The organism is Duganella sp. Leaf61, from assembly GCF_001421905.1.
GTDB classification, from domain to species: Bacteria; Pseudomonadota; Gammaproteobacteria; order Burkholderiales; family Burkholderiaceae_D; genus Rugamonas; species Rugamonas zoogloeoides.
This window is the reverse complement of sequence record NZ_LMLM01000028.1, coordinates 112,560-138,656: the sequence shown is the minus strand read 5'-3', so window position 1 is coordinate 138,656 and position 26,097 is coordinate 112,560. Positions and strand designations below refer to the sequence as shown.

The window sequence follows — 26,097 nt, the reverse complement described above, 5'->3', positions numbered from 1 at the left end:
GCACCCCGCCCTGCTTTGGCGCCCCGGCACGAACTGGTATCATGCAGGGCTTCCGGGGGCCAGGCCTCCGCGCGCCTTGCGCGACTCCAACCAATTACACGCCGGAACGCCGCCAAACGCGGCGCGCCGGCATACTCACCGCGAGCAATTGATGAACAAACCAAACCAACCGCTGCCGTCTTTTTTCAGCCGCATCTCGATTGCCATCGGCGCCTTTTTTCGCGCCATCTCCGATGCTGAATACGCCGCCCGCCTGACCCGCATGGACGACGCCCCCGTTCCCGTTGCCGCGCCCACGCCGGTGCCGGTTCCAGTACCAACCCCAGTGCCCGTGCCCGTGCCGACGCCGCTGCCAGTACCGACCCCGGTGCCAGTCCCTACGCCTGTCCCGGTACCAACGCCGGTGCCCGTCACCGCGCCGGCCCCGGCGCCGGTCACCCTGCGCGTGGCCACGCCCGACGCCGCCCTGCAATTGCTGAGCCTGTTCCAGCGCGAAGCGCGCCTGATCGATTTCACCCAGGAAAACCTGTCCGCCTACTCCGACGCCGACATCGGCGCCGCCGCGCGCGTGGTGCACGAGGGTTGCAGCAAGGTGCTGCGCGAACACTTCACCATCGAAGCCGTGCGCAGTGAAGCCGAAGGCAGCCGGGTGGTGCTGGAGCAAGGCTTTGACGCCGCCGCCGTGCGCCTGACCGGCAACGTGGTCGGCCAGGCGCCGTTCCGTGGCACGCTCAGCCATCGCGGCTGGCGTTCGACCGACGTGCGCCTGCCGAAACTGGCCGAAGCGCACGATGCCGCCATCCTGGCCCCGGCGGAGGTGGAACTGTGAACGATCCACGTTACGCCATCGGCATCGACCTCGGCACCACCCACAGCGCCCTGTCCTATGTGAACCTGCAAGCGAGCGACGGCGAGAAAACCGACCACGGCGTGCTGGCCATTCCCCAGCTGACCGCACCGGGCACGGTGGAAGACTTGCCGCTACTGCCGTCGTTCCTGTACCTGCCGCACGCCGACGAACTGGCGCCCGGCGAAAACAAGCTGCCCTGGCAGCGGAGCGACGCCGAACTGACCGGTGTGGCCGGTGAAATGGCGCGCAGCCGTGGCGCCACCACGCCGATCCGCCTGGTTTCGAGCGCCAAGAGCTGGTTGAGCCATCCCGGCGTGGACCGCCGCTCGGCGCTGCTGCCGGCCGACGCACCGGAAGAAGTCACGCGCGTCTCGCCCTTGGCCGCCTCCACCCGCTACCTGGCCCACTTGCGCCAGGCGTGGGAACAGGCGCACCCGGAAGCGCCGTTCAACGAACAGGCGATTACCGTCACGATTCCCGCATCGTTCGACCCCGGTGCGCGCGAACTGACGGCTGAAGCGGCGCGCGCTGCCGGCTACGAAAACCTCACCCTGCTGGAAGAACCGCAAGCAGCCCTGTACAGCTGGATCCACGGCAGCGAAGGCCGTTGGAGAAAAGAAGTCAAGCCGGGCGACATCATCCTGGTAGTTGACGTGGGCGGCGGCACCAGCGACTTTTCGCTGATCGCCGTGCTGGAACGGGACGGCGTGCTCGAACCGCACCGCATCGCGGTCGGCGACCATATCCTGCTGGGCGGCGACAATATGGACCTGGCGCTGGCGCACCTGGTGGCCCGCAAGCTGGCGGCCACTGGCACCCAGCTCGACGCCTGGCAAATGCGCGCACTGACCTACGGCAGCCGCACCGCCAAGGAAAAGCTGCTGGCCGACGCCAGCATCGAGACCTGGCCGATCGTGGTGCCAAGCCGTGGTTCGAAATTGATCGGCGGCTCGATCCGCACCGAACTCACACGCGCCGAAGTGACCACCTTCATCCTCGACGGCTTCTTCCCGACCGTGGAAGCATCAAGCCGTCCGGCCGTGCGCCAGCGCGCGGGCCTGACGCAACTGGGCCTGCCGTATGCGCAGGATGCCGGCGTCACCCGCCACCTGGCCGCGTTCCTGGCACGCCAGGTGGGCGCCACCAGCGAACTGGAAGGCTATGCCGGCGCGCACAACGCCGACGCCACCTTCCTGCACCCGACCGCAGTGCTGTTCAACGGCGGCGTGTTCAAGTCCGAGCTGCTGGCCCAGCGCATCATGGCCACTCTCAACGACTGGCTGTACCTGGAAGGCGCGGAACCTGCGCGCATGCTCGGCGGCGCCGACCTCGATCTGGCGGTGGCGCGCGGCGCGGCCTATTACAGCTACGTGCGGCGCGGTACCGGTGTGCGCATCCGCGGCGGCACGGCGCGCTCGTACTATGTGGCGATCGAATCGTCGATGCCGGCCATTCCCGGCATGGAGCCGCCAATCCAGGCGCTGTGCGTGGCGCCGTTCGGCATGGAAGAAGGCAGCGAGATCGAACTGCCGAACCAGGAGTTCGGCCTGGTGGTCGGCGAGCCGGTGCAGTTCCGCTTCTTCGGCTCCTCGGTGCGCCGGCAAGACCAGATCGGCGACCTGCTCGACTTCTGGGGCCCGGACGAACTGCTCGAGATGAACGAGATCCAGGCCAACCTGTCGCCCGAAGGCCGCCAGTCCGGCGACGTGGTGCAGGTACGCCTGCACGCGATGGCCACCGAATCGGGCACGCTCGAACTGCTGGCCGTGGCCAGCGACGGCCAGCGCTGGAAGGTGGAGTTCGACGTGCGCAGCGGCGCTTAACTTTCGCGAAGAACCAGCATGGGCCAATACCTCGTCAGCATCGACCTTGGCACCACCAACACGGTGCTGGCCTACGCGGCGCCGGGCAGTTCCACCATCGAACTGTTCGACATCGAGCAGCTGGTGGCGCCGGGCGAAATCGGCGCCGCTACCTTGCTGCCATCGGTGCGTTACCACCCGGCCGAGGGCGAATTCGCCCCCGGAGAACTGCAACTGCCGAGGCGCGATGCCGACGTCGCCGGCCTGGCGCAAGTGGTCACCGGCCGCCTGGCCCGCAAGCTAGGCGCGCAGGTGCCGGGCCGGTTGGTCAGCAGCGCCAAGAGCTGGCTGTCGCATCCGGGCGTCGATCGCACCGCGCCCATCCTGCCGTGGGGTGCGGAGGCGGACGTCGCCAAGGTGTCGCCGGTGGCGGCCAGCGCGTCGTACCTGGCGCACCTGCGCGCCGCCTGGAACACCCGCTTCCCCGATCACCCGCTCGAACAGCAGCAACTGGTGCTGACCATACCCGCGTCGTTCGACGAAGGCGCGCGCGCTCTCACCCTGCAAGCGGCGCGGCAAGCCGGTCTGCCGGCGCTGCGCCTGCTGGAAGAGCCGCAGGCGGCTTTCTACGACTGGCTGTATCGCCAACGCGCCACGCTGGCCGCCGACCTGTCCGATACACGCCTGGCGCTGGTCTGCGATGTGGGTGGCGGCACCACCGACTTTTCATTGATCGAAGTCGCGCTGGTGAACGGCGCGCCGCAGATCAGCCGCATCGGCGTTGGCAACCACCTGATCCTCGGCGGCGACAATATGGACCTGGCGCTGGCGCACCTGGTGGAGTCGCGCCTGCCAGTATCCGGCGGTGCGGCGCCGGCGCGGCTGTCGGCCGGCCGCCTGGCGCAGTTGACGGAGCGCTGCCGCGCCGCCAAGGAACAACTGCTGGCCACCAACTCCCCCGACAAGACCACCGTCACCCTGCTGGGCGCCGGCTCCAGGCTGATCGGCGGCTCGCGCTCGGCCGACCTCACCCGCGCCGAAGTGGCGCAACTGGTGGTCGATGGCTTTTTCCCGTTGAACGAAGAGCGTGAGCCGGCGCGGCGCGGCCGGGGCGCGATCATCGAGTTCGGCCTGCCCTACGCCAGCGACGCCGCCATCACGCGGCACCTGGCAGGCTTCCTGCGCCAGCATGCGCCGGCCGCGCGGGCAGCACTGGGCCTGGCGCCCGACGATTCCATCATCCCGGTGCCGGACACGCTGCTGCTCAACGGCGGCGTATTCCGCGCCGACGCACTGGGCCAGCGCCTGGAACAGGTGCTGGCGCAATGGCGCGGTGCGCCACTGCGCGTGCTGGAAAACGATAACCCCGACGTGGCCGTGGCGCGCGGCGGCGTGGCGTACGCGCTGGGCCAGTCCGGCCAGGCGCCGGTGATCGGCGGCGGTTCGCCGCGCAGCTATTTCCTGCTGCTCGACGATGAGCGCCCTGACAAGCCGCGCCGCGCCATCTGCCTGCTGCCGCGCGGCAGCGCCGAGAACCGCGAGCTGCTGCTGGCCGACCGCACGTTTGCCTTGCGCCTGGGGCGCCCGGTGCGCTTTCATATTGCGTCCTCCACGTCCGACGCGGTCACCCCGCAGGCCGGTGCGCTGGTGGACCTGCAACCGGACGACTACGTGCAGTTGCCGCCGATTGCCACCGTGCTGCGCGACAGCCACGCCGCCAGCAGCCGCAAGGAACTGCCGGTGCGGCTGGCCGCCACCCTGAGCGAAGTGGGCACGCTGGAGGTGCACTGCGTGGCCACCGACGGCGCCCAGCGCTGGCAGCTGGAGTTTCAGCTACGCGGCGATACCGCCATTGCCGAAGATGACGACATCACTACCATCGACGGCACACCATCCCCTGATGCAGCCATGCCCGCCGGCCTGCCGGCCGCGCTGGAAAAAATCGACCGCATCTTCGGTAGCCGCGCGCTGCAAGTCGAGCTGAGAGAAGTCAAACAGTTGCGTGGCCAGCTCGAACATTTGCTGGGCAGCCGCGAAAGCTGGACTACACCCGTACTGCGGCGCCTGTGCGATGCGCTGATCGAGCGCGCACGGGGCCGGCGCCGCTCGTCCGAGCACGAACGCGCGTGGCTCAACCTGGCCGGCTACAGCCTGCGCCCCGGCTTCGGTCATCCGCTCGACGACTGGCGCATCGAGCAATTGTGGGCCTTGTACGAAACCGGCGTGCAGCACCACGGCGACGGCCAGGTATGCGCCGAATGGTGGACCCTGTGGCGCCGCGTGGCGGGCGGCCTGTCGGTGGAAGCGCAACTGCGCGTGCTCGACGATTTCGCCTTCAACGTGCAGGCCGACGCCCAGGAACGCGGCCGCCGTCCGCACACGCTGGTGAACGGCAGCGAGGAAGACATGCTGCGCCTGGGCGCCTCGCTCGAACGCATCCCCGGCAGCTACAAGGCGGAGATCGGCGCATGGATGCTGGGCCGTCTCGACGCAGCCACCAAGGCTGCGACCAAGGCAGCGCTGAACAAGACGCGTGCCGGTGCGGCCAATGCCGGCAAGGCCGAAGCCACGCAGGCGCGCTTCCTGTGGGGCCTGTCCCGAGTGGGCGCACGCCAGCCATTCCACGGCAGTGCGCACGACGTGGTCGATGCCACCACGGTGGCGCAATGGCTGGCGGCGATCCTCGCGCTGGACTGGAAAAAAGTGGAACCGGCCGGCTTTGCCGCCGCTCACCTGGCGCGTATGACGGGCGACCGCACGCGCGACATCGACGACACCTTGCGCGCCGACATCCTGCGCAGGCTGTCGGCCGTGGGCGCGCCTGCCAACTGGAGCGCGATGGTGCGCGAGGTGGTGCAACTCGATCAGGCCGACGAAAAGCGCATGCTGGGCGAGGCGCTGCCGCCGGGGCTCAAGCTGCTCAGCTGAGCACCAGCCACACTACACCGCTAACCATCCTGCAATACGCACACAGTGCACTTGACCGAGAGGGATTCAGTTGCGGCGTTCGGCCGCGTAACCGGCCTGCTGCGCCACGAAACCATCAAAGGCATCGATCAAGGGTTTATAGCGTTCGGGCGCATGCTCGAGTTGCGAGAGCGCGTACGCAGTCGCCTCCAGCGTCGAAAGCTGGTCCGGCAAATGCGCCTTGCGGATCAGGTAGTGCGATGGCGGCGTATCGGTCAGCGGCAGCCGGGGCAGCGCCTGCAACAGCGGGTTCAGGTACAGCATCTTGCGGCTCTTGCGCCAGGTGCCGTCCAGCACAACCAGCCGCAGGCGCTGCGGTGCTGCCAACCAGGCCGGATCGAACGCCGGCGGCGTGGCGACACCGAGCGATTTTTCTTCCGCCGTCTCCGGGTACAGCAACACGTTGTGGCGGTCATCCGACAGCAATGCGCCCAGGCGGTCAGGCGCAAAGGTCTCGCCCACTTCCAGCCGGCTGCCGGCCAGGCACAGATGCAGCAAGCGCGCACTGCCCTTGGCATTGGCCACCTCCAGCGGATGCTGGAGCACCAGCACTTCCACCTGCGGCGACATGACCGTCACCCAGCGGCAGATACAGGTGCGCTGCGGGCGCAGGCACGCCGGGCATTGCCGGCGTGCGGGTATTTTTGAAGGGGCGGTTGGGGCAGCGTGGTCGGTACGGGTGGTCATGGACCGGTATTCTACCGAAGCGCCGGCACCCCCGCGCCGGCGAGCTTGAACACGCTCACCACGTCGGCCAGCTTGGCCGACTGCTCCTGCATCGATTCGGCCGCCGCCGCCGCTTGCTCGACCAGCGCGGCGTTCTGCTGCGTCACCTGGTCCATTTGCGTGATGGCGTCGTTCACTTGCGCGATGCCCTGGCTTTGCTCGTCGCTGGCGTTGCTAATTTGCGTCATGATCTGCGTGACGCGGCCGATGCTGGTGACGATTTCGGACATGGTCTGGCCGGCCTTGTCCACCAGCTCCGAGCCCAGCGCCACTTTTTGCACCGAGTCGTCGATCAGGCCCTTGATGTCCTTGGCCGCCGCAGCAGAACGCTGCGCCAGGCTGCGCACCTCGGAAGCGACCACCGCGAATCCGCGTCCCTGCTCGCCGGCGCGCGCCGCTTCCACTGCCGCGTTCAACGCCAGGATGTTGGTCTGGAACGCAATGCTGTCGATCACGGAAATGATCTCGACGATCTTGCGCGACGAGTCATTGATCGAGCCCATGGTGTTGACCACCTCCCCGACCACCGAGCCGCCACGGCTGGCGATGTGCGAGGCATTGATCGCCAGCTCGTTGGCCTGGCGCGCATTCTCGGCGTTGAACTTGACGGTTGAAGTGAGTTCCTCCATCGACGACGCGGTTTCCTCAAGCGAGCTGGCTTGCTGCTCGGTGCGCGACGACAAGTCCTGGTTACCGGCAGCGATCTCGGTAGATGCGGTGGCCATCAACTCGGTGCCCGTGCGTACCTGGGCGACAATGCCCACCAGGTTGGAATTCATCACCTTCAAGGCGTTCATCAGCTGCCCGGTTTCGTCGCTGCTGGTGACCTGGATGTCGCTGGTCAGATCGCCCGACGACACGGTTTCCGCCACCTTGAGCGCGGCGTTGATCGGCTGCGTGATGGTGCGGGTAATCCACCACGCGGCGGTCACGCCCAGCACGATGGCGGCCAGTCCGAGCAATACCAGCAGCGTGCGCCCGCTGGAGTACTGCTGCTGGATGGTGACAGCCGTGGCGTCAAGCAGCGCGCCCTGCTTTTGCGAGAACGCGTCCAGCGCGCCCAGGTAGGCCACGCGGTCCTGCGCCATCTTGCCGTCGAAAATCTGTTTGCCCAGCGCCAGGTCGCCGGCCGCCTTGGCGGCAAACACCGACTTGCGCGAAGCGGTGTAGGCCTTGCGGGTATCGAGCACGTTCTGGAACAGCGGCCGCAGCGTCTCTTCTTCGATCTCGGCGCCGATGCGGTCCTGGATTTCGGTGGCGCGGGCGGACGACTTGGTCATCAGGCCTTCGATCATCTTCTGATCTGCGGCGTCGGCCACCATCCACGCGCCCATGGTGCGGGCGGCGTTGACTTCGACGATCTTGGTCCACTCGGCGATCAGGCGCTGGTCGCGGATCTTCACGTCGATCATGTGGTTAGTCATGGTGCTGGCAGCGCTCAGGCGCAGGATGCCGATGATGGTCATTGCCGTAAGCAGCACCAGGATCAGTGCAAAACCAAACCCCAGGCGCGTGCCGATTTTCAGATTTTTCATGGCGGACTCCTTCGAGAAACAGTCGAGTCCATGCTAGCACCGTTCGCCAAAATGTTACAGTGTAGAAAGTAACATTCGGTCGTGCAGTGCAGCAATGCAGCAACGATCAGTTGTCAGACAAGGACGAACCGAGCAACTCCTCGACACCGGCGATGGCGCCGGGATCCTTGATTACGGCCCGCAACCACAGGTGCAGCGGCATCTCGCCCCAGCTGGCAGCCTTGTCGGCCAGGTAGGCCACCGGGCTGTGCGGTTCGGTGCGGCGGAAGAAGTCTGCCACCAGCCGCAGTTGCTGCAAGGCCTGGGCGCGGTCGCGCGGCTGTACTGCAATTGCCACACTAATTGCCCCACCTGGTGATGTCGTTCCCTGCGCGGGACCGGCTGCCAGTGCCGGATGTCCGAGCCGCGCGCGACCGCGCACGAGCGCCTGCAAGGCTTCGCGCGCCGGCGCGAACCCCGGCCCGTCGGCGCCCAGGCGCAGGTCGGCCACGCGTTCCAGGTCGCCCAGCATGGCGATACAGTACTCGGTGTCGTCCTGCGGCGCCAGCCCGCCCTCGAACGCCATCTCGCGCACCAGCACCGGCGTGCGGTTCAGCAGCCAGAACAGGTTGCCGATGCGCTGGTCGTAATCGCCGTCGTCGGCCAGCGGGTACAGGCCGTCCCAGTAATGTTCGCACAGGCCGGTGAGCACGGCATAGCCGTCGCCCAGGCCGCGCAGGCCGCGCGTCCTGGCGTGGGCTTCGGCCAGCCATACGGCCAGGCGCATGTCTTTGCTGTGCGTAGCGATCATGGTGGCGCAGCGGCTGGCGACGAAGCCCCAGTCGGCCTCCTTGAGTTCCGCCACCCATTCGCCCTGGTCGAGGGTGGGATCGTCGCAGGTGCGGGCGCGGGCGATGGCGTCCACTTCGGCGCTGAACGACACATCGTCGCCGCACGCGCGCTCGGCGCTGATGGGCAACAGCATTTGTGCGATGCTGAACATGGCGGCCTTCCTTATTTGATCTGGTATTTGAACTGGCCCTGGCGGTTGGCGCCCACCTTGATTTTGGCGATCGCCGCGCCCTGCGCCATTTTTTCCAGCACTGCTTCCGCGATCTCGGGCAGCAGGCTGCCGTTGAGAATATGATCGACGTTGCGGGCGCCGGAATCGACCTCGGTGCAGCGCGCCAGCACCGCGTCCACCAGCGCTTCGTCGTAGCTGAATTCCGCGTGGTGCTGCTGGTGAATGCGCTGGCCGATACGCCCCAGCTTGAGCGCAATGATCTGTGCCAGCACCGCGTCCGGGATCGGATAATACGGCACCACCTTCAGGCGTCCGAGCAAGGCCGGCTTGAAGTGCTTGACCAGTTGCGGGCGCAGCAGCGCTTCGAGTTCCTCGACGGTGGGTGCGGTCGGCTGGTTCAGGCACGCCTGCATCACGGTGGCCGAGCCGGCGTTGGACGTGGCAATGATGATGGTGTTGCGGAAGTCGATCTCGCGGCCTTCGGCGTCATCCATCACGCCCTTGTCGAACACCTGAAAGAACAGTTCCACCACGTCCGGATGGGCCTTTTCGATTTCATCGAGCAGTACCACGCTGTACGGATTGCGGCGCACCGCCTCGGTCAGCACGCCGCCCTGGCCATAACCTACGTAGCCGGGCGGCGAGCCTTTCAGGCCCGAGACGCTGTGTGCTTCCTGGTACTCGCTCATGTTAATCGTCAGCAGTTTGCGCTCGCCGCCGTACAGCACATCGGCCAGGGCCAGCGCGGTCTCGGTCTTGCCCACGCCGGACGGCCCCACGAACAGAAATACGCCTTTCGGCTTGTTCGGGTCGTCGAGGTTGGCGCGCGCCGTGCGCACGCGCTGCGCCACGGCGGCAATCGCATGCGGCTGGCCCAGGATGCGCTCCTGCAGCGTGGACTGGAGTTTCAACACCGTGTTGATTTCGTCGCGGACCATCTTGCCGAGCGGGATGCCGGTCCAGCCGGAGACGATGGCCGCAACGGTTGCCGCATCCACCTCCACCGGCACCAGCGGCGCCTCACCCTGCAACGCTGCCAGTTCGACTTTGAGCGCGCCCAATTCGCCACCTGCGCTGCGCTCACGGGCAATGGCGGCCACCATGCCTTGTTCGCGTTGCCAGCGCTGCGCCAGGCGGGCATGTTCATCGGCCAGCGCCGCGTGGTGTTCGGCCAGCTGCGCCAGGCGCTTGCGGCGGATGGCGTCGGTGTCGCCATCGTCCTCGCGCTGCAAGGCGGTGGTCTCGGCGCCGATGCGCTCCATGGCGCGCGCGGCGCTTTCCAGCAATGCGGGCGTGCCGCTTTGTGCCAGCGCCACCCGCGCGCACGCGGTATCGAGCACGCTCACAGCCTTGTCGGGCAATTGCCGGCCGCTGATGTAGCGGTGCGACAGCCGCACCGCCTCTGTCACGGCCTCGTCACGGATGCGGATGCCGAAATGCGCCTCCATCAATGGCGCCATCGCGCGCAGCATGGCGCTGGCGATGTCTTCGCTTGGTTCTTCCACCTTGACGACCTGGAAGCGCCGCGCCAGTGCCGCATCTTTTTCAAAATACTGCTTGTATTCGCTCCAGGTGGTGGCGGCGATGGTGCGCAGTTCGCCGCGCGCCAGCGCCGGCTTGAGCAGGTTGGCGGCGTCGTTCTGGCCGGCCGCACCGCCGGCGCCGATCATGGTGTGGGCTTCGTCGATGAACAGGATGATGCCGTGCGGGCTGTGCTTGACTTCATCGATGACGTTTTTCAGGCGGTTCTCGAACTCGCCCTTGACGCTGGCGCCGGCCTGCAACAGTCCCATGTCCAGTGTGTGAATATCGACGCCTTTAAGCACCTCGGGCACGTCGCCGGCGGCGATGCGCAGCGCCAGCCCTTCCACCACGGCGGTCTTGCCCACGCCCGCCTCGCCGGTCAGGATGGGATTGTTCTGGCGCCTGCGCAGCAGGATGTCGATCACCTGCCGCACTTCGGCCTCGCGCCCGATCACGGGATCGAGCTTGCCGTCGCGGGCCAGCTGCGTCAGGCGCGTGGTGTACTGGTCCAGCGCCGGGGTGCGAGGGGCAAGCGGCACTGCCCCGGGCGCGTCGTCCGGCGATGGGGTGGGCGCCGTGGCCTCCTCCTGCGAGCCGCGCGTGGCTTTGTCGAGACGGTGCTTGATCTCGTCGATCGGGATGCTGGCGAACAGCGGCGAGGCCCGCTGCGCCAGTTGCGCCAACTCGGGATCGGTCAGCAAGGCCACCAGCAGGTGGCAGCTGCGGATGCGCGCCGGCTGTTCAGTTTCCAGGGAAGCCAGCAGCCATGCGTGTTCGATCAGTTGCGGCAGCTGGCGCGAGAACACCGGCGTGCGCGTGCTGCCGGTCTTCAGCTGGGCCACCTGCCGGTGCAGGTCCGCCTCCAGCCGGCCCAGGTCCACGCCGCACTGGCGCGCGATGATGGCGAGATCGCAGCGTTCCTGTTCCAGCAGCGCCAGCAGCAGGTGCTCGACCTCCACCTCGTACTGGCCCAGCGCCATGCAGATGCTGGCCGCGCGGGTGGCCGCCTGGCGCGTGGTGTCATTGAGTTTGCCGATCAGGGTTTTCAGATTCATCGTCATGGTGTGGCTCCACGCGCGTTGCGGTTGATGGAATAGTGCAGCGAAGACGGTTGCAGCACGGCGTCGAAACTGACTGCCTCGCGTTGCGGCAATCCTGCCAGGGTGGCGGTGATGGCAAAGCTGATGCGATTGATGCTGCCGTGCTCGCGCTCCAGGCGTGCCTGCACCTGGCGCAGGCGCGGCTCGTGGCGCTCGATCGCGGCCTTGAGCGCGGCGCACACGCGGGTGCGGTCCTCCGCGCTGTTGAGACACAGGCCGGCAAAGTCGATCAGTCCGTAGTTGACGATCGAGCGCGCGCATTCGGGATAGGCACGCAGCAGTTCTTCCGGCAGCGCGCAGCGGGTGTTGAGCAAGTCTTCCAGGTCGCGCGCCACGCTGTCCTTGTACTGCTCCAGGGTCAGGCCGCCCGGGCGCGCGCCCAGCAGCCGGTCCAGCAGGCCGGGTGTGTAGCCGTTCATCGAAAGCCCCTGTCGAAAAAAAGCCGGACCAGGACGGCCCGGCTGAAGACGCGCCGGTTTACACCACGCGATTGGCGGACAAATCCCAACCGCCCGAGGTATTGCCGCCGGCGCCGCCGCTCACTTTTTGCTGGGTGTAGCGCCACTTGATCTTCGAGAACTTGAGCGACACGTCCTCGGTCAAGATGTCGCCTTCGGTCACGGTGGGATACACGGCGCCGATCAACACGTTCTCGATCTCGATCTCGTAGTACTTCACGCGCTCGCCCTGGGCATCGGCGCGCATGAATTCGAACTTGGCCTTGGGGATGGTGCGGCCGGCAGCGCAGGTTTGCAGCAGGACCGGCGAGGCCAGGTCGGCCAGTTTTGACAGCACGATATCGCGATGTTCGCAACGCTCGGCGGTATGGCCGCCGCCCGTGGACGACGTCGCGGAGCGCGGCTGTTCCACGCCGAAGCTGACCGATTTACACTCGATCCAGTCCTTGTGGCGGTCGTCGTTGGACTCGCCCTTGATACCATCGATTTGCAGATAGACGTCGATTGCCATTGCATGCTCCTGTTTCAGGTTGAACTACGGTGTGAACTTCCGAAATTAACTGGTCGACTTCGGCAACTCCGCGACCAGACGGAGGGAAACGGACAGCTCGTCGAGCTGGAAGTGCGGGCGCAGGAACGACACCGCGCGATACACGCCGGGCCGCCCCGGCACTTCGTGCACCTGCACCGACGCCTCGCGCAGCGGGAACTGCGCCTTCTGTTCCTGGCTGGCGTTATCATCGAGCAGCACGTACTGCATCAGCCAGCGGTTGAGAAAGTCCTGGACGTTGGACGCGGCGGCAAAGCTGCCCACCTTGTCGCGCATCATGGCCTTCATGTAGTGGGCAATGCGCGAGACGGCGAAGATGTATTGCAGCTGCGATGACAGCACGGCGTTGGCGTTGGCCGCATCGCTCGAGTACTTCCGGGCCTTTTGTGCCGACTGCGCGCCGAAGAAGGCGGCATACGCGGTGTTCTTGCAGTGCACCAGCGAGATGAAACCGAGGTCGCTCAGTTCCTTCTCGCGGCGATCGGTAATCGCCACTTCGGTCGGGCACTTGAGCGCTACTTCGCCCTGGTCGGTCTTGAAGGTATGGGTGGGCAGGTCGTCCACCAGGCCGCCGCCCTCCACGCCGCGTATCGCCGCGCACCAGCCGTAGTCGTCGAAGGCACGGGTCAGCTTGGCGCCGAAGGCATAGGCGGCATTGCACCACATGTATTTCTGATGGTCGCTGCCATCGACTTCCTCGACAAAGTTGAAGCCCTCCACCACGGTGCCGTCGGCCGGGTTGAATGGCAGGCGCCCGAGGAAGCGCGGCAGGGTCAGGCCCACGTAGCGCGAATCTTCCGATTCGCGGAACGCCTTCCACTTGGTGTATTCGACCGTATCGAACACCTTGGACAGGTCGCGCGGCTTGCCCAGGTCGCCGTAGGTATCGAGGCCGAACAGCTCGGGCGAAGCGGCCGTGATAAATGGTGCATGCGCGGCTGCCGCCACGTGCGACATCTGGTCGACGAAGTACATGTCCTCGGGCTGGCGCGAGATTTCGAAGTCGCCGATCAGCGCCGCATATGGCGCGCCGCCGAAGGTGCCGAATTCTTCCTCGTAGATCTTCTTGAACATGGTGCTCTGGTCGAATTCCAGCGCGGCCTGGAAGTCCTTCACCAGCTCGCGCTTGGTGGCGTTGAGCATGCGGATACGCACGCCCTGACCGCTGGCCGAATTGGTGACCAGGTAATGCAGGCCGGTCCAGCTTTGCTCGAGCTTCTGGAATGCCGGCGCGTGCATGATGGCGCTCAACTGGCTCGAGATCAGGCGGTCCAGTTCCGCCACCCGGGCGTCGATGGTGGCGGTGAGGTTGTTCGACACTACCACCGTGCCGTCGAGAACCTGGTCCACCAGTTCGGCGATGATGTCGCGGGCGCGCGCATGTTCGACCGACGACTTGGCCACCTTGCTTTGCTCGACGATCTGGTCGAGCAGGTTGTCCGCCGGCGCGCTGGCGATCGCGGTGGCCGGCTGCAGTTCCTGTAGTTGTGCGGACATTTCAGTCTCCCCTGCCGGATTGGGCCGATTTGAGCGCGGCCAGCTTGTCGGTATTGCCCAGCACTTCGCCGAGGATGTCTTCGAGCTTGTCGTTCCCGGCCAGCTTGTTGCGCAGGTCGGCCAGCTTGCCGCGCGCATCCAGCAGTTTGGCGAGCGGCGCCACCTGGCGCACCACCGATTCGGGCCGGAAGTCAGCCATCGACTTGAAGTGCAGTTCCACGCCGATGCTGCTGTTGTCGCCGGCCAGCATATTGGGCGCGTTGAAGCGCGCCACCGGATCGACGCCGCTCATCACCTCGTCGAAGTTTTCGACATCGATGCCGACGAACAGGCGGTCCTTGAGGCGCGTTTTGTCGGCGTCCGGGTTGCCGCCGAAGTCGCCGACCACGCCGACGACAAACGGCAGTTCCTTGTTTTCCAGCGTATCGCCGATTTCCACGTCATACGTCATCTGCACGCGCGGCGGGCGCACGCGGGTCAGGCGCTTCTGAACACTTTCAGCTTTGGCCATGGCAGCTCCTTGGTTTGGGATAATGGGAGACGGTTTACTTCAAGCCGCCGAAAGGGTCGTTGCTCGACTGGCTTTTCGCTGCGCCCTTGCGGGTGACAGGGGCAGGCTTGGCGCGCACCGGTGGTGGCGGCGCCACGGTGGGCACCAGCACTTCTTCGCCCAGCGTCGTGCGCAGCAGCTTGGCCAGTTCGCGCGCCTCGGTGCGCAAGGAGCCATTGAGGTTGTTGTGGGCACTGAGGTCGGCCAGCGCCTTGGTCGAGACCCGCAGGCCGCTCACCGCCACGATGCTGTTGGCCAGCGTATCAACCGGGTCGCGCCGCAGCGCCTCCTGGGCGTTGGTGATCGCCTCGCCGTAGCTGGCGCGGTCGAACTTGATCTGCGCCAGCTGCAGCCACGGCGCCTTGTCGGCCGGGTAGCTGGTGGCGGCCTCCTTGAGCAGCGCCTGCGCCTTGTCGCCCTGGCCAGCCTTGAGCGCGGCGTTGGCATCGGCCAGCACGGTTTTCAGCGTGGCCGCCTTTGGTGGTTCGGTACGAATGTTCTCGCCGTCGGTCGCGCAACCGGACAACAGCACCAGGCCGGCGAAGGCGCCGGCCAGCGTGGTACGGGGCAAACCGGGCAACCATGTTCTGTTCGTGATCATCACACTCTCCTTTGCCTAACCATGAGAAAGGGGCCCATTATTCATGAACCAAACGGGCAGAAATTGTGCTTACGCAACTATCTCGGCGGTTGGTTTGCCTTTCCGATTTGCTTGCGCTCACGCAATAATCGAGGAGTCTCGATTGGCTCTAATGCAGAACCGTCGGCAGAAAGGAGTTCGCATGACCATTCCATCCAAGGTGCTGTGGGGCGAGGGCCTGTTCCTGCGGCCGCAGCATTTTCAGCAGCAGGACCGCTATCACGAGGCGCGCCTGAACCAGGTTGCGCTGGCACTGCAACCCTTCCTGTGGGGCGTGCGCCGCATCGAGTGGGATCTCGACGCGCTCAAGGCGGACCGACTGCGCCTGCAGGCGTTGTCGCTGATCTTCCGCGACGGCGAAATTTTCGATGCCCCCGGCAGCGAGCCGCTGCCGCCGGCCGTGGACCTGGCCGCGCTGCCTGCCGCGCTGCAAGAGGTGACGTGGTACGCCGCGCTGCCCGCGCTGGCGCCGGGCGGCGGCAATGCAGCCGGCACCACGGAACACCACCAGGGTGCCCGCTACAGCCAGGCCGCGCGCGAAACGGCCGACCTGTACACCGGCGCGGTGGGCGCCGACGTGGCGTTTTTAAAACAATCGGTGCGGCTGGTGTCGGACCAGGAACCGCTGGGCGCCTTCGACTGCGTGCCGGTCATACGGCTGCGGCGCACGGTGACCGGCGGCTTCGGACCCGATCCCGCGTTCATCCCGCCCACGTTGTCGATCGCCGGCGCACCGGCGCTCAAGGAGATGCTGGACCGGCTGATGGAAGCGCTGCAAGCGAAGGTGCAGTCGCTGCAAGGCCATATGCGGGAGCCGAGCCGCAACGTGATCGAATTCCGCTCCGGCGACGTGTCGTCGTTCTGGCTGCTGCACACGGTGAGCACGTCGGCCGCCACCCTGATGCACTACGTGCGCCATCCCGGCATGCACCCGGAGCGCCTGTTCGAATGCCTGCTCGCGCTGGCCGGCGCCATGATGACCTACTCCAAGCAGTACTCGCTGGTGCAACTGCCGGCCTACCGCCACGACGACCTGGCGCTGTGCTTCTCCAGCCTCGACCACATCATCCGCGACCTGCTCGACACCGTGATCTCGACCAGGTATTTTTCGATCGCGCTCACCGAGGAAAAGCCCAGCTACCACCTGGGCAAACTCGATTCGGGCAAGATCGACCAGCGCACCACGCTGTACCTGGCGGTGGGCGCGGCGCTGTCGGCGCTGGAGCTGGTGGACGTGGTGCCGCTGCGCGTCAAAGTCGGCGCGCCCGACGACGTGGAAAAATGCGTGCTGTCGGCCATGCCGGGCGTGAAACTCACGCACGCGCCGCAAGTGCCGGCCGCCATTCCCGTTCAACCGGACACCTATTACTTCGCACTGGAGGGCAAAGGTATGTTGTATGAACACATGCTCAAGGCGCAGTCGATTTCGATTTACGTGCCGTCCGGGATCCGCGACCTGCGCCTGAACCTGATCGCGGTGACGGCATGAACGCCCACGTCGAACGGCGCGCCAATCCCACCCAGCTGGGCGGCCAGCGGCGCCAGATCCAGCCCGGCTATGGTCACGTGCAAACCCTGCTCGATTTGCTGCAGGAGGGTTTCTACCTGCTGTTCATGCTCAGGAACGGGAGCGTGCCGCCGGGCGAGGCGGCGTTCCTCGACAATATCACCGCCTACCTGGCCGACTTCGATCGCGAGGCGCGCAAGCTGCGTGCCCACGGCGACGACATCGACGCCGCCAAGTACGCCTACTGCGCGGCGCTCGACGAGATCATCCTGTCGTCGCAGTTCCCGATGCGCGCAGCGTGGGAACGCCGCCCGTTGCAACTGGTGATCTTCGGCGACCAACTGGCGGGCGAGCACTTCTTTGATCGCCTGGAAGCGCTGCGCAGCAGCGGCGGCGCGCGCCTCGCAGCACTGCAGGTGTTTCATATGTGCCTGCTGATCGGCTTCAAGGGCAAGTATACGCTCGACAGCGGCGACAAGCTGGCCTACATGACTGCGCGCCTCGGCGACGAGATCGCCCATATCCAGGGCAAGAGCAAAGGCTTCGCGCCGCAGGCCGAGCGGCCCGACCAGATCGTCCACAAGCTGCGCACCAACACGCCGCTGTGGACTGCGTGCGCATTGTTCGCGGTGTGCGGACTGGGGGCGTTCATCGGTTTGCGGGCGTCGCTGGCGAGCGAGTCGCGCGAGCGGCTGGCCGGATATTCGGACCTGGTCAAGCTGGCGCCACGGCCGGCTTACGTGACGATTACCTTGCCTTAATAAGACGGACGCTCCGCCGGCGCGGAGCGACGGCCTCAAAATTCACTGCGCCACCCTGAACTCGATCCGCCGATTCCTGGCGCGCCCCTCCGCAGTAGTGTTCTCCGCCACCGGCCGATCCGGTCCCTGGCCCGACACCAGCACCATGTCCTGGCTCACGCCCTTCTCCGCCAGGTAGCTGCGCACCGTCTGCGCGCGGGCGTGGCTCAGCGCCAGGTTGCTCTCGCGCTGGCCCAGGTTGTCGGTGTGGCCGATCACCTCCACCTGCTTGCCCTTGACCTTGTGCAGCGCGGCCGCCATCTCGTCGAGGATCACCTTGCCCGAGTCGGGCAGCGTCGCCTTGCCGCTTTCGAACTCGATGATGCGCTTCGCCAGCGCCGCATCGAGCAGGTTCTGTTCCGCCGCGCTCACGCGCAAGCCATTGTTGACGGTATAGGTGGGATTGAGGCTGGTGGCGATGTCGCTGGCGATCTGCTGGCGCTGCGCCTCGTTGGCCACCTCGCCGCGCAAGGTGATATTGGTGCCGTCGATCTTGATCTCGCCCTTGGTGATCCACTTCAGGTTCGGGCCGATCAGCTTGAGCAGGTAACCGTGCCAGTTGGGCGGCAGCGATACCTGGGCGATCGCCACCTGGTCCACCACCCGCTCCGGCCCATACAGCTCACGCACGCGCGCCAGCAAGGCCGCCTTGCCGCCCTCGTCGGCGACAGCGCCGTTGACCACCACCTGGCCCGGGCGCGGGTCGCTCCCGGTCTGGGCAGACGCGGGAACCATCAACACAAACAATGCCGGCGCCAGGGCCGGCCAGATCGAACGCTGGCGCATCGGATACTCCCAAGGATGATCAGACAAAGGTTTCGTGAAACAGCTCGCGGGCGGAGCGCAGCGAGAGCTGGCCCTGCTCCAGGTAGGCAGCCAGGGTCTGCACGGCGGCGTCGGCCGCCAGCGGCGCGTCGATCCAGCCGGTGTCGTCGAAGCCGACCTGGTGATCCGCCGCGCACTCGGGATCGATGATCGCCTGCAGCGTTTCCGGTGCGGCGCCGGCAAAGCCGATCACCAGCACCGGCAAGTCGCCGCTATCGACCAGGAACAGCGCCAGCTCCACGTCGGCCTGCTGCACGAACGGCGTCACCAGGTCGAGCCAGAAGGCGGCCACGAGGTAACGCACGCGCGTCGCTACCGGCAGCGGCAACACCAGGCTTTTGTCGAGACGCGTGGCGGTACCTGCACCAGCGTGCAGTACCGTCCGCAGCAGCAGACCCAGCGCCAGAATGGTGCGGCGTACCTGCGTGCGGCCCAGCAGCGCCTCCAGCCCCGCTATCGTCTGGCGGTCGAGAAAATCGGTGAATACAATCTGGTGCTCGGCGGCGCCGGGGTCGAGATCGACGGTGGCGGCAGCCAGCGCCAGCAAGGCCGGCTCCGGGTCGCACGCCGTCAGCACCTCGGCGGCCAGCACGTCCAGCGTAGTCCATAACGGCGCCAGTACCAGGGGGCTGAGCGCAGCGAAACCGCGCGGGTCGCCCACGTCGATCGCGCTCATGCCCAGGAACGGGTAGCGCCGCTGCGAAGCGTCGCTGCTGGCCGCCAGGTGGCCGCCGATGGCGCGCCGGCTGCGCGTGCCCACGAACGCGAAATGCACCGGGCGCAGGGCATCGTAATGCAGCTTCCAGCGCGGCGCGGCGCTCAGGCGGTTCATCACCTCGGCCAGCCAGCCGTCGAGCAGGCTGGCCAGCGCCGGGTTGTCGGCCGCCTTGATGAAGTCTGCGCGTGCCGGCAGCTTGCCGAAGTAGCCGATGCGCGCCGCTTGAGGGCCGCCTTTCATGGTGCGGTCCCGGCGGCCGCCATGGCTGCTACGGCCGTCGCACCACCGGCAGCAATGCCCGCACCCACCACGGTCTCGGGCAATTGCATGCCCTTGAAGCGCTGGCCCGGCGCTGGCGGCTCGGGATCATCGTTGCCGCTCTCAGGGCTGCTGATGATTTTCAGCCCCATTGCCACCGTCACCGTGCCGGTAGTCCAGCGCAGCTCGAACACGCCACCTTCGCGGCGCTGCTTGGCCGCCGCGTCGATCATCATTTTCAGACCCTGCGGGCCGGGATGGTTGAACACATCCACGCTGCGGCCATCCACGCCGGTGGCGGTGATGCGCGCGCCCTCGGCGCCGGTGGGGCCAGGATGGACCATGTGCGCCCACTGCGGCGGCGTATTGCGGTAGCGGAGCTGCTGACCATCGATATCGACCACGTATTCGAGCGCGCCGGGCGCTGGCAACGGCTGGATCTGGAACACGGTTTGCGGCGGATTGTCGGACACGCCCGCGCCGTTCAGGGGCGCGATCCAGCCGGCAAAGCGCGTGGCCGTCTGCGGCGCCAGCGCAATGCCCATGTCGGCCCAGGTGCGCGGCGCCAGCACGTCGCCGCGCCTGACCACCAGCGGGCCCATGGCGGCGGTGGCGAACTTGGCGACCAGGCCATCCGGTCCGAAGAAGCGGGCGATGTCGGCGCCGGCCGCTTCGGTGCGTCCGTTCGGCGCGAACGGATACTTGTCGGCCAGCGTCTGCCGGAACGGCTCCACGACCTGCGCCAGCCAGGTCTTGTTGATTTCCGCCTCGGCTGGCGCGATCAGCACCGCGAAGGTTTGCATCAGCGGGCGTACCAGCAGCGGACGAATCGCCTGCTTCTGACTGTCGCTCATACCGTTGAGCATCTGCTCGTCCACGTGGCGCAATGCATCGGCCAGTTCGGAGCCGGTGCCTTCCAGCGTTTGCTGCATGAACTGGCGCGCGCCGGGACCAGGGTCGCCCTGGTTCTTGAGCTGGTTGAGGCGCCCGCGCAGCTTCGACAGGGTTTGCAGGTAGCCGCCCAGCAGCGAGGCGTCCTTGTCGCGCGCGGCCAGCAGCTTCGCCACGCCGGCGAACTCGCGCCCGATCGGCCCCATGGGCTGGTCGGCTGCCTGCGGCAGTTGCAGGTTGACGTTGACCTGCGATGGCCCGCGACTCAGTACGCGGTTCTTGATCCAGTTGACGAAGCCGCTCTGCGCCGCCTTCAGTTCCGCGCTCATCACCGACGGGTTGTCCCACGAAGTTTGCTGGTCGATCGTGGTCAGCAGTTTGGCGATCGGCGACGACTGTGGATCGCCGAGCCGGTTCATGGCTACGACCGCGGCGTCAAAGCCATCGAGGTTGGCGATGGTGACGCCGGTGACGAATTTTTGCCACTCGCGCGCGTAGTCGGCCTTGTACAAATCGGTAAGGCCTTTCTGGATTTGCTCCGGGCTGCCTTCGAGCGTGAGGTCGTCGCGGGTTGCACTCTTGAGCACCCAGTCGGTGCTTTGCAGCTCGCGCGCAGCCGCTTCGCGGAAGGCCGGCTGCACGTATTTTTCCCAGGCCTCGCGGGTGTAGGCGCCGGCAATGGCGTGGCTGCCGGCCACCAGCGCCTGGTCCTGCTCTCCCACCATGCGCGACACCGTCATCGCCGGGAAGCGGGTATTGGCGCGGGCGCGGATGTCGGCATACACGCGTTCGCGCGCCGGCATGCCGCGCACCACGCGCCGCAGATGGTCGCGCGACTGGTCTACCAGCGCCAGCTTCGGCTCGATGCGCGGCCACGCCGGATCGGCTACCTGCGCCAGGTAAAACGTCAGCAGCCGCTCGGCCGCCTGAATCATCTGCTCGCGCGACATGGCGCCGCGCTGGCTCTCCAGCCAACCGCGCCAGTAGCGCGTGAGCTGGTCGTTCAGGTGGCCCGGCTCGGCGTGGCTTTTATCGGCCAGCATCAAATAGGTTTTCAGCGCGTTGTAGGCATCGTCCACGTTGACGGCGGACGCCTGCTGGAACTGCGCCGCCTCCGTGGCAGCGGGCGCTGCGGCGTCCGGTGCGCGCAGCTGGTCGGCGTGAGTGTTCATCGCCGTCAGCAGTTCTTCCAGGCTGGCCACCACCGGCCTGACCATCACCTCCTTGACGCCTGCAAAATACTCGGCGCGCAGCTTCTGCTCGAGCAGCTCCCCCTGGTACAGCCCCATGCGCAGCGACCAGGGACGCTCGTCGCGATAGCGTTCCAGCTGTTCGATGCGGTCCTGCAGGATCGCCAGCGCCTCCAGCCGCGACTGCAAATCGAGGCGGCCCTGCTGGAGCTTGATCACCTGGTCCAGGTCCGCCTGCACATTGCTCACCAGTTGGCGGTTGCCCAGGTACGACCAGCCCCACCCGCCCAGCGCCCCGCCCAACAGCAGCATCGCCGTGAAAAACACCACGTACGTCAGGCGCACCTTGTGGCGGCTGGCGTACTGCGATACCAGGTCCTTGTCGGCGAAGATGACGTTGCGGAACAGGTTGAACAGGAAGAAGCCCGAGTGGCCAGTGGCGGTGCGGTCATGTGCGCCCTGCTGCGGCGCCTGCAAGGCGAAGCGCTGCGCCACGCGCTGCGACTGCGCGCTGACCGGCAAGCCTTCCTGCAGCGCACTGGTGAAGTAATAGCCGCGAAACAGCGGTTTGAACTGGTACGGGTTTTCCTCGAACAGCGCGGCCAGGAAGGCCCGCAGCGGCGTGCGCAAGGTGGAGAATTCGAGCGGGAACGTGAACACGCCCGGCTCCATGCGGTCGCGCCGCTGCTGGCCCATGTTGGCGATCGAGAGCGCCTTGAGGCCGTCGCACAATTCGTCGAAGGTCTGGTCGAAGAACGCCAGGATCTGCTGGCTGGCGTTCTTGCGCTTGTACGGCATGGTGGCGCCCCAGACACGTTCGCGTTCCGCCCGTTCGGCCTGGGCGAAAAATTCGCCGAAGCCGGCAACCAGGTCGGCCTTGGTGAACACCACGTACACGGGCGCGAATATTTCCAGCCGTTCGATCAGGTCCTGCACCCGCTTGCGCAGGCCGCGTGCGAGCTGGATGCCAGCCTCGGGATCATCGCCGCGCAGCTCGGCGATGCTGACCGCGATCAGGATGCCGTTGATCGGCGCGCGGCGCCGGTATTTTTTCAGCAGGTCGAGAAAGCCGAACCACTCGGCGCGGTGTTCGTCCATCACCGAGTAGCGGCCGGCGGTGTCGAGCAGGATGCCGTCCGGCGTGAAGAACCAGTCGCAGTTGCGGGTGCCGGCCACGCCCTGCACCACCTTGCCATCGGCGAAAGGGAACTGCAGGCCCGAGTTGGTGATTGCCGTGCTTTTGCCGGCTGCCGGATTACCGATGATCATGTACCAGGGCAGTTCGTACAACGCGCGCGCACCGGAGACGATGCCCAGGCGCGAGCCCTTGATGGTGTCGATGGCCTTGAGCAGGCCCTCGCGGATGGCCTTGACCTCTTCGAATGACTGGTCGCGGATGGTCTCCGCAGACACTGGCGCGGCGATGGCCTGCGCCAGCTGTTCGGCGTCGCCGCGCGCGCGGCGCCGGCGCCACCACCACACGCCACCGGCAATCAGCAGCATCAGCGCGATGGCGCCCAGGGCCCAGATCAGCGCCAGTTCCAGCACCTCGGCGCCCAGGTAGAACAGCGCTGCCATCGCGATCAGACCGGCAATTGTCAGGCGGCGGGCATCGGTGATGTAGTTCCAGAATCGTCGCATCGGGGCACTCGCAGGCGGCAGGATTGGGCGCCTGGACCAAAGGCGGACCGATCAATGTTGCCACCAGGATTGCCGGAAAATCTTGATCAAAAACAACAATAGCCGCTTGGAATTATTTGGCCAGCGTTCCCTCCACGCGCAACTCGGTGTGACCGAAATCCATCATCTTCCAGCGCCCGCCCCAGGTCAGTCCGACCGACTGCGCCACCTCGCCGTAGAGCTGGTAACCGCGCATGACCCACGGATCTTTTTCCGAGATCACCAGCTTGCCGTTGCGCAAAAAGGCGCAGTCGGCCGCCAGGCCAAACTGGTGATAGCTCTGGAACGCGCGCGCGTTGGTGACGGCGGGGCCGGCCGCCGCCAGCGCGTTCTGCCGCTCGGGGCTGCGGTAGCCTTCGAGGATGGCCATGTCGTAGCCGTGCTGTTCCTTCATGATGCGAAACACCACCAGCAACCGCCGCGAGAAATCGGCATCGAGCAGTTGCCAGTTGCGATTGGCGCTGTCGAGCATGGGACGCACCAGCGTCACTTCGGCGGTGGTGAATACGGGCGGTGGCAGCGCGGCCGGCGCCGCCAGCCGTTCCCCCCTGAGCAGCAGCGCCACCTGCTCGTTGGTCACGCGGTGATCTTCGTACCCCCCCAGCATGGTCGGGCTGCTGAGCACCAGCGCCAGCAGCGGCGGCACCGTGACCAGCACTGCGGCAGCGACCAGCACCGGCCAGCGCCGCCACAGCCAGTGCGCGCCACCGGCCACGCCGTCGCGGGTGCCGCGACCGAGCGCGCCAGCTTGCAGCACGGCCTGCGCGGCGCGACTGCGCAGGTTCTGCTCGATGCGGCCGGCCACGACCGTCACCGACTGCGCCACCAGCGCGCGACCGGCGGGGAACAACAGCAGCCACGCACCGGCGCAGACCGCGACAAGAAACATCAGCATGGAAAAGAGAAACATGGTGCGCTCCATCAAGACCGGGGCGCACTGACGGATGGACACTTGCAGGCGGCCGCGACCTTCAATCGTATGCCGCGCAGCAAGTCGCGTGAAAGACCAGATCAATTCCGGGAGAAAAATATGGACACCGTCAAGCCGATGCCGACCCTGATGGGAGCGGCGCACAGCGCGGCCGACGGCCAACGTCGCATCCTGGCGCAGCTCGAGCACGGTCCCAAGGCCATGAGCCGTGCTAACCGCGCCAGCCGCCCTGGCCCCGCCTGGCGCTTCGACGGCTGGGCTGCGGGACTGCTGCTGCTGTTGCTGACGATGGCCGCAACGGCTTGGCTGATGCACGAGGAAACGATCACGCCAGTGACATTCAAGCGATATACCGGCGGCAGCCGCGCTATAGAACAAAAAACGGCCGAGATCGCAGCAGTTGCGCCGGTGGCAACTGCTGCCAAGGAACTCACGCCGGCCACCATCGTCAACGAGCCACGCAGGCACATTGCTGCGAGCCATAACGGCCCGGCAGCGCCAACCCGCCAAGCGCCAGCGACGCCGCAACACGCTGCCGGTAGGGCCGGCAAGGCTGCGCATAGACCGGCGGACCATGCGCAACACGCCAACTGGCCCGGCGCCACGCGCGACCAGCCTGCCCAAGCGACCACGACAAAACAGTCTGGGAGTGCGCCCATGCCATCAGCCGCTACGGATACCGACATCACCCTGCTGACCGCGATGGTCGCTCACGCCAGCAAGCGGGCCAGCGCGGCACCCGAGCGCAGCCGCGACGTAGTCGAACGCACGGATGGCGTGCCAACGACCGAGCTGCTGGCACGGTGCAGGCAGTTGGGCCTGATGGAAGGCATGCTGTGCCGCTCGCGCATCTGCTCCGGCAGCTGGGAGTCGGACCCCGCCTGCCGCGCGCCAGCACAATAAACCGCCCGGCAGGGAATGCGTTACTGGATCGCCAACTGCTTGCCGCCGGTTCCCATTTTCTTCGGCAACGTCAGGCTCAGCACGCCGTTTTCGTAACGGGCTTCGGCCTGGTCGTCATCGACTTCCTGCGGCAGCGTGAAGCTGCGCTGTACTAGCCCGTAATAACGCTCGCTGCGCAGGTTGCCGCCGCTGCTGCCGGCATCGGCGTTCCTCTCGTTCTTGACCTCGGCGCTGAGCGACACCTGGTTGCCGTGGATCGAGACTTTGATGTCTTCCTTCTGCACGCCCGGCAGCTCGGCCTTGACCAGGTATTGCTGCTCGGTTTCCGACACATCCATGCGCATGCGCGGCGCTTGCTCGGCGCGCCAAGTCGGCCCGGCCAGGTTGCGGAACAAGTCGTCGATATCGCGCAGGGGATCGAAACGGGTGAGATCGCGGAACGGGTCGATGTGCATCAGACTGTTGGCCATGACATCCTCCTTCGGTTGTGGGTTGATGGACTAACCATGATAAAAATCGACTGCGGCGCTTCGTTTGAGCTGAATCAACGTGCGAGTCTTGGTCGTTATTTTTTTCCATCTAAACGTCTGTGTTTTTATCCATGTTGTCTAGCGCCACCAAGTGCAGCGAGGTATTCCATATCCGTAGAAGCAATCGCCTTGCCTGAAGAACGAATTCCGTTACGCACTGCACTGGGCGCGATCATCGACAGCCTGAAAGGCGTGCTGTTCGCGATGCGACCGGGACCTCCGAGATTATCAAGGAAAACTGCTCGCTCGCGGTGCTGACCTCCGACGCGCTTCGTTCCGGCAGTACCGGGCACGCCGATCCCGCAAGGACAAATCCCCGGTACCAATCTGATCCCGGCCTCGCCTACCCAGGTGCTGTCACTGGCCAACCGCGCGCCGGCGCTGCTGGGAAGTGGGCAAGGCGCTCAACGAAGAAGGCATCGCCGTGCGCAACGGCCACCACTACGCGCAGCCGATCCTGCGCCGGTTTGGCGTGGAGACCACGGTGCGACCGTCGCTGGCGTTCTACAACACCTACGACGAAATCGACCGTCTGATCGCGGTGGTGCGGCGGTTGGCAGGAGAGCGGCGAAACGGCTGACGCACCATCTGCCCAGCAGTTGCCCATGAAAGCCTCGTGCACTGCACGGGGCTTTTTTTCGTCGAAATGGTTTGACACGCTG

General features: G+C 66.3%; 20 protein-coding genes and 1 pseudogene. 7 read left to right on the top strand and 14 right to left on the bottom strand.

All coding sequences use genetic code 11. From position 1 onward, the window contains the following. The first annotated feature begins 151 nt into the window (after positions 1-151). Genes ASF04_RS15695 through ASF04_RS15685 form a run of 3 tightly spaced genes read left to right on the top strand, consistent with a single transcriptional unit; the run spans position 152 to position 5,580 of the window. Positions 152-829 (top strand): DUF2760 domain-containing protein, encoded by a 678-nt coding sequence (locus ASF04_RS15695; RefSeq protein WP_056143530.1) that lies wholly within the window; start codon positions 152-154, stop codon positions 827-829. After that, positions 826-2,673 (top strand): Hsp70 family protein, encoded by a 1,848-nt coding sequence (locus ASF04_RS15690; RefSeq protein ID WP_056143527.1) that lies wholly within the window; start codon positions 826-828, stop codon positions 2,671-2,673. The genes ASF04_RS15695 and ASF04_RS15690 overlap by 4 nt, the downstream gene beginning before the upstream one ends. An 18-nt stretch (positions 2,674-2,691) precedes the next feature. Further along, entirely contained in the window at positions 2,692-5,580 is a 2,889-nt protein-coding gene (locus ASF04_RS15685) for an Hsp70 family protein (protein ID WP_056143524.1), read from the top strand. Between the two features lie 66 nt (positions 5,581-5,646). On the opposite strand, the gene ASF04_RS15680 is transcribed toward ASF04_RS15685, so the two are convergent. The 9 genes from ASF04_RS15680 to ASF04_RS15640 form a co-directional block, all read right to left on the bottom strand. Beyond that, positions 5,647-6,306, bottom strand: coding sequence for a tRNA-uridine aminocarboxypropyltransferase (locus ASF04_RS15680; protein ID WP_056143521.1), 660 nt, complete (start codon positions 6,304-6,306; stop codon positions 5,647-5,649). Between the two features lie 11 nt (positions 6,307-6,317). Further along, complete coding sequence (locus tag ASF04_RS15675; RefSeq protein ID WP_056143518.1) at positions 6,318-7,880, bottom strand: methyl-accepting chemotaxis protein; 1,563 nt, start codon at positions 7,878-7,880, stop codon at positions 6,318-6,320. Between the two features lie 106 nt (positions 7,881-7,986). After that, positions 7,987-8,862, bottom strand: coding sequence for a type VI secretion system protein TssA (tssA, locus tag ASF04_RS15670; protein WP_056143515.1), 876 nt, complete (start codon positions 8,860-8,862; stop codon positions 7,987-7,989). Positions 8,863-8,873: 11 nt separating this feature from the next. Continuing rightward, positions 8,874-11,468 carry a type VI secretion system ATPase TssH gene (tssH, locus tag ASF04_RS15665; RefSeq protein ID WP_056143512.1) on the bottom strand — a complete coding sequence of 865 codons (2,595 nt, stop codon included), beginning with the start codon at positions 11,466-11,468 and terminating at the stop codon, positions 8,874-8,876. Continuing rightward, complete coding sequence (tssE, locus tag ASF04_RS15660; RefSeq protein WP_056143509.1) at positions 11,465-11,926, bottom strand: type VI secretion system baseplate subunit TssE; 462 nt, start codon at positions 11,924-11,926, stop codon at positions 11,465-11,467. The genes tssH and tssE overlap by 4 nt, the downstream gene beginning before the upstream one ends. A gap of 58 nt (positions 11,927-11,984) precedes the next feature. Continuing rightward, a complete protein-coding gene (locus tag ASF04_RS15655) occupies positions 11,985-12,476 on the bottom strand; it encodes a type VI secretion system tube protein Hcp (RefSeq protein WP_019920410.1) in 492 nt (163 codons plus the stop codon). Between the two features lie 45 nt (positions 12,477-12,521). Continuing rightward, the gene (gene tssC / locus ASF04_RS15650) at positions 12,522-14,012 is read right to left on the bottom strand and encodes a type VI secretion system contractile sheath large subunit (RefSeq protein WP_056143507.1); all 1,491 of its coding nucleotides are present in this window, start codon (positions 14,010-14,012) and stop codon (positions 12,522-12,524) included. A gap of 1 nt (position 14,013) precedes the next feature. Continuing rightward, positions 14,014-14,523, bottom strand: a complete 510-nt coding sequence (gene tssB, locus ASF04_RS15645) for a type VI secretion system contractile sheath small subunit (protein ID WP_056143503.1) — start codon at positions 14,521-14,523, stop codon at positions 14,014-14,016. 34 nt (positions 14,524-14,557) lie between these two features. Continuing rightward, positions 14,558-15,163 (bottom strand): tetratricopeptide repeat protein, encoded by a 606-nt coding sequence (locus tag ASF04_RS15640; protein ID WP_056143500.1) that lies wholly within the window; start codon positions 15,161-15,163, stop codon positions 14,558-14,560. Positions 15,164-15,344: 181 nt separating this feature from the next. Here ASF04_RS15640 and tssK point away from each other — a divergent pair, with 181 nt between their 5' ends. Next, positions 15,345-16,691 (top strand): type VI secretion system baseplate subunit TssK, encoded by a 1,347-nt coding sequence (gene tssK / locus ASF04_RS15635; RefSeq protein ID WP_056143497.1) that lies wholly within the window; start codon positions 15,345-15,347, stop codon positions 16,689-16,691. Beyond that, positions 16,688-17,470: a type IVB secretion system protein IcmH/DotU gene (icmH, locus tag ASF04_RS15630; protein WP_056143494.1), complete on the top strand. Its 783-nt coding sequence runs from the start codon at positions 16,688-16,690 to the stop codon at positions 17,468-17,470. The genes tssK and icmH overlap by 4 nt, the downstream gene beginning before the upstream one ends. 42 nt (positions 17,471-17,512) lie before the next feature. On the opposite strand, the gene ASF04_RS15625 is transcribed toward icmH, so the two are convergent. The 4 genes from ASF04_RS15625 to ASF04_RS15610 form a co-directional block, all read right to left on the bottom strand. Then, positions 17,513-18,295 (bottom strand): OmpA family protein, encoded by a 783-nt coding sequence (locus ASF04_RS15625; protein ID WP_056143489.1) that lies wholly within the window; start codon positions 18,293-18,295, stop codon positions 17,513-17,515. Between the two features lie 19 nt (positions 18,296-18,314). Continuing rightward, positions 18,315-19,292: a type VI secretion system-associated protein TagF gene (gene tagF / locus ASF04_RS15620; RefSeq protein ID WP_056143487.1), complete on the bottom strand. Its 978-nt coding sequence runs from the start codon at positions 19,290-19,292 to the stop codon at positions 18,315-18,317. After that, positions 19,289-23,032 carry a type VI secretion system membrane subunit TssM gene (gene tssM / locus ASF04_RS15615; protein WP_056143485.1) on the bottom strand — a complete coding sequence of 1,248 codons (3,744 nt, stop codon included), beginning with the start codon at positions 23,030-23,032 and terminating at the stop codon, positions 19,289-19,291. Before tssM ends, tagF begins: the two co-directional genes overlap by 4 nt. 112 nt (positions 23,033-23,144) lie before the next feature. Beyond that, positions 23,145-23,981 (bottom strand): M15 family metallopeptidase, encoded by an 837-nt coding sequence (locus ASF04_RS15610; protein WP_056144647.1) that lies wholly within the window; start codon positions 23,979-23,981, stop codon positions 23,145-23,147. Positions 23,982-24,101: 120 nt separating this feature from the next. Between ASF04_RS15610 and ASF04_RS15605 the strand changes: the two genes are divergently transcribed. Continuing rightward, positions 24,102-24,905 carry a hypothetical protein gene (locus tag ASF04_RS15605; protein ID WP_056143482.1) on the top strand — a complete coding sequence of 268 codons (804 nt, stop codon included), beginning with the start codon at positions 24,102-24,104 and terminating at the stop codon, positions 24,903-24,905. A gap of 20 nt (positions 24,906-24,925) precedes the next feature. Here ASF04_RS15605 and ASF04_RS15600 read toward each other — a convergent pair whose 3' ends face one another. After that, the gene (locus ASF04_RS15600) at positions 24,926-25,375 is read right to left on the bottom strand and encodes an Hsp20/alpha crystallin family protein (RefSeq protein ID WP_056143480.1); all 450 of its coding nucleotides are present in this window, start codon (positions 25,373-25,375) and stop codon (positions 24,926-24,928) included. A gap of 427 nt (positions 25,376-25,802) precedes the next feature. On the opposite strand from ASF04_RS15600, the pseudogene ASF04_RS15595 reads away from it, so the two are divergent. Further along, positions 25,803-26,015, top strand: a pseudogene (locus tag ASF04_RS15595) (aminotransferase class V-fold PLP-dependent enzyme); the annotation flags it as partial. Positions 26,016-26,097: the final 82 nt, after the last annotated feature.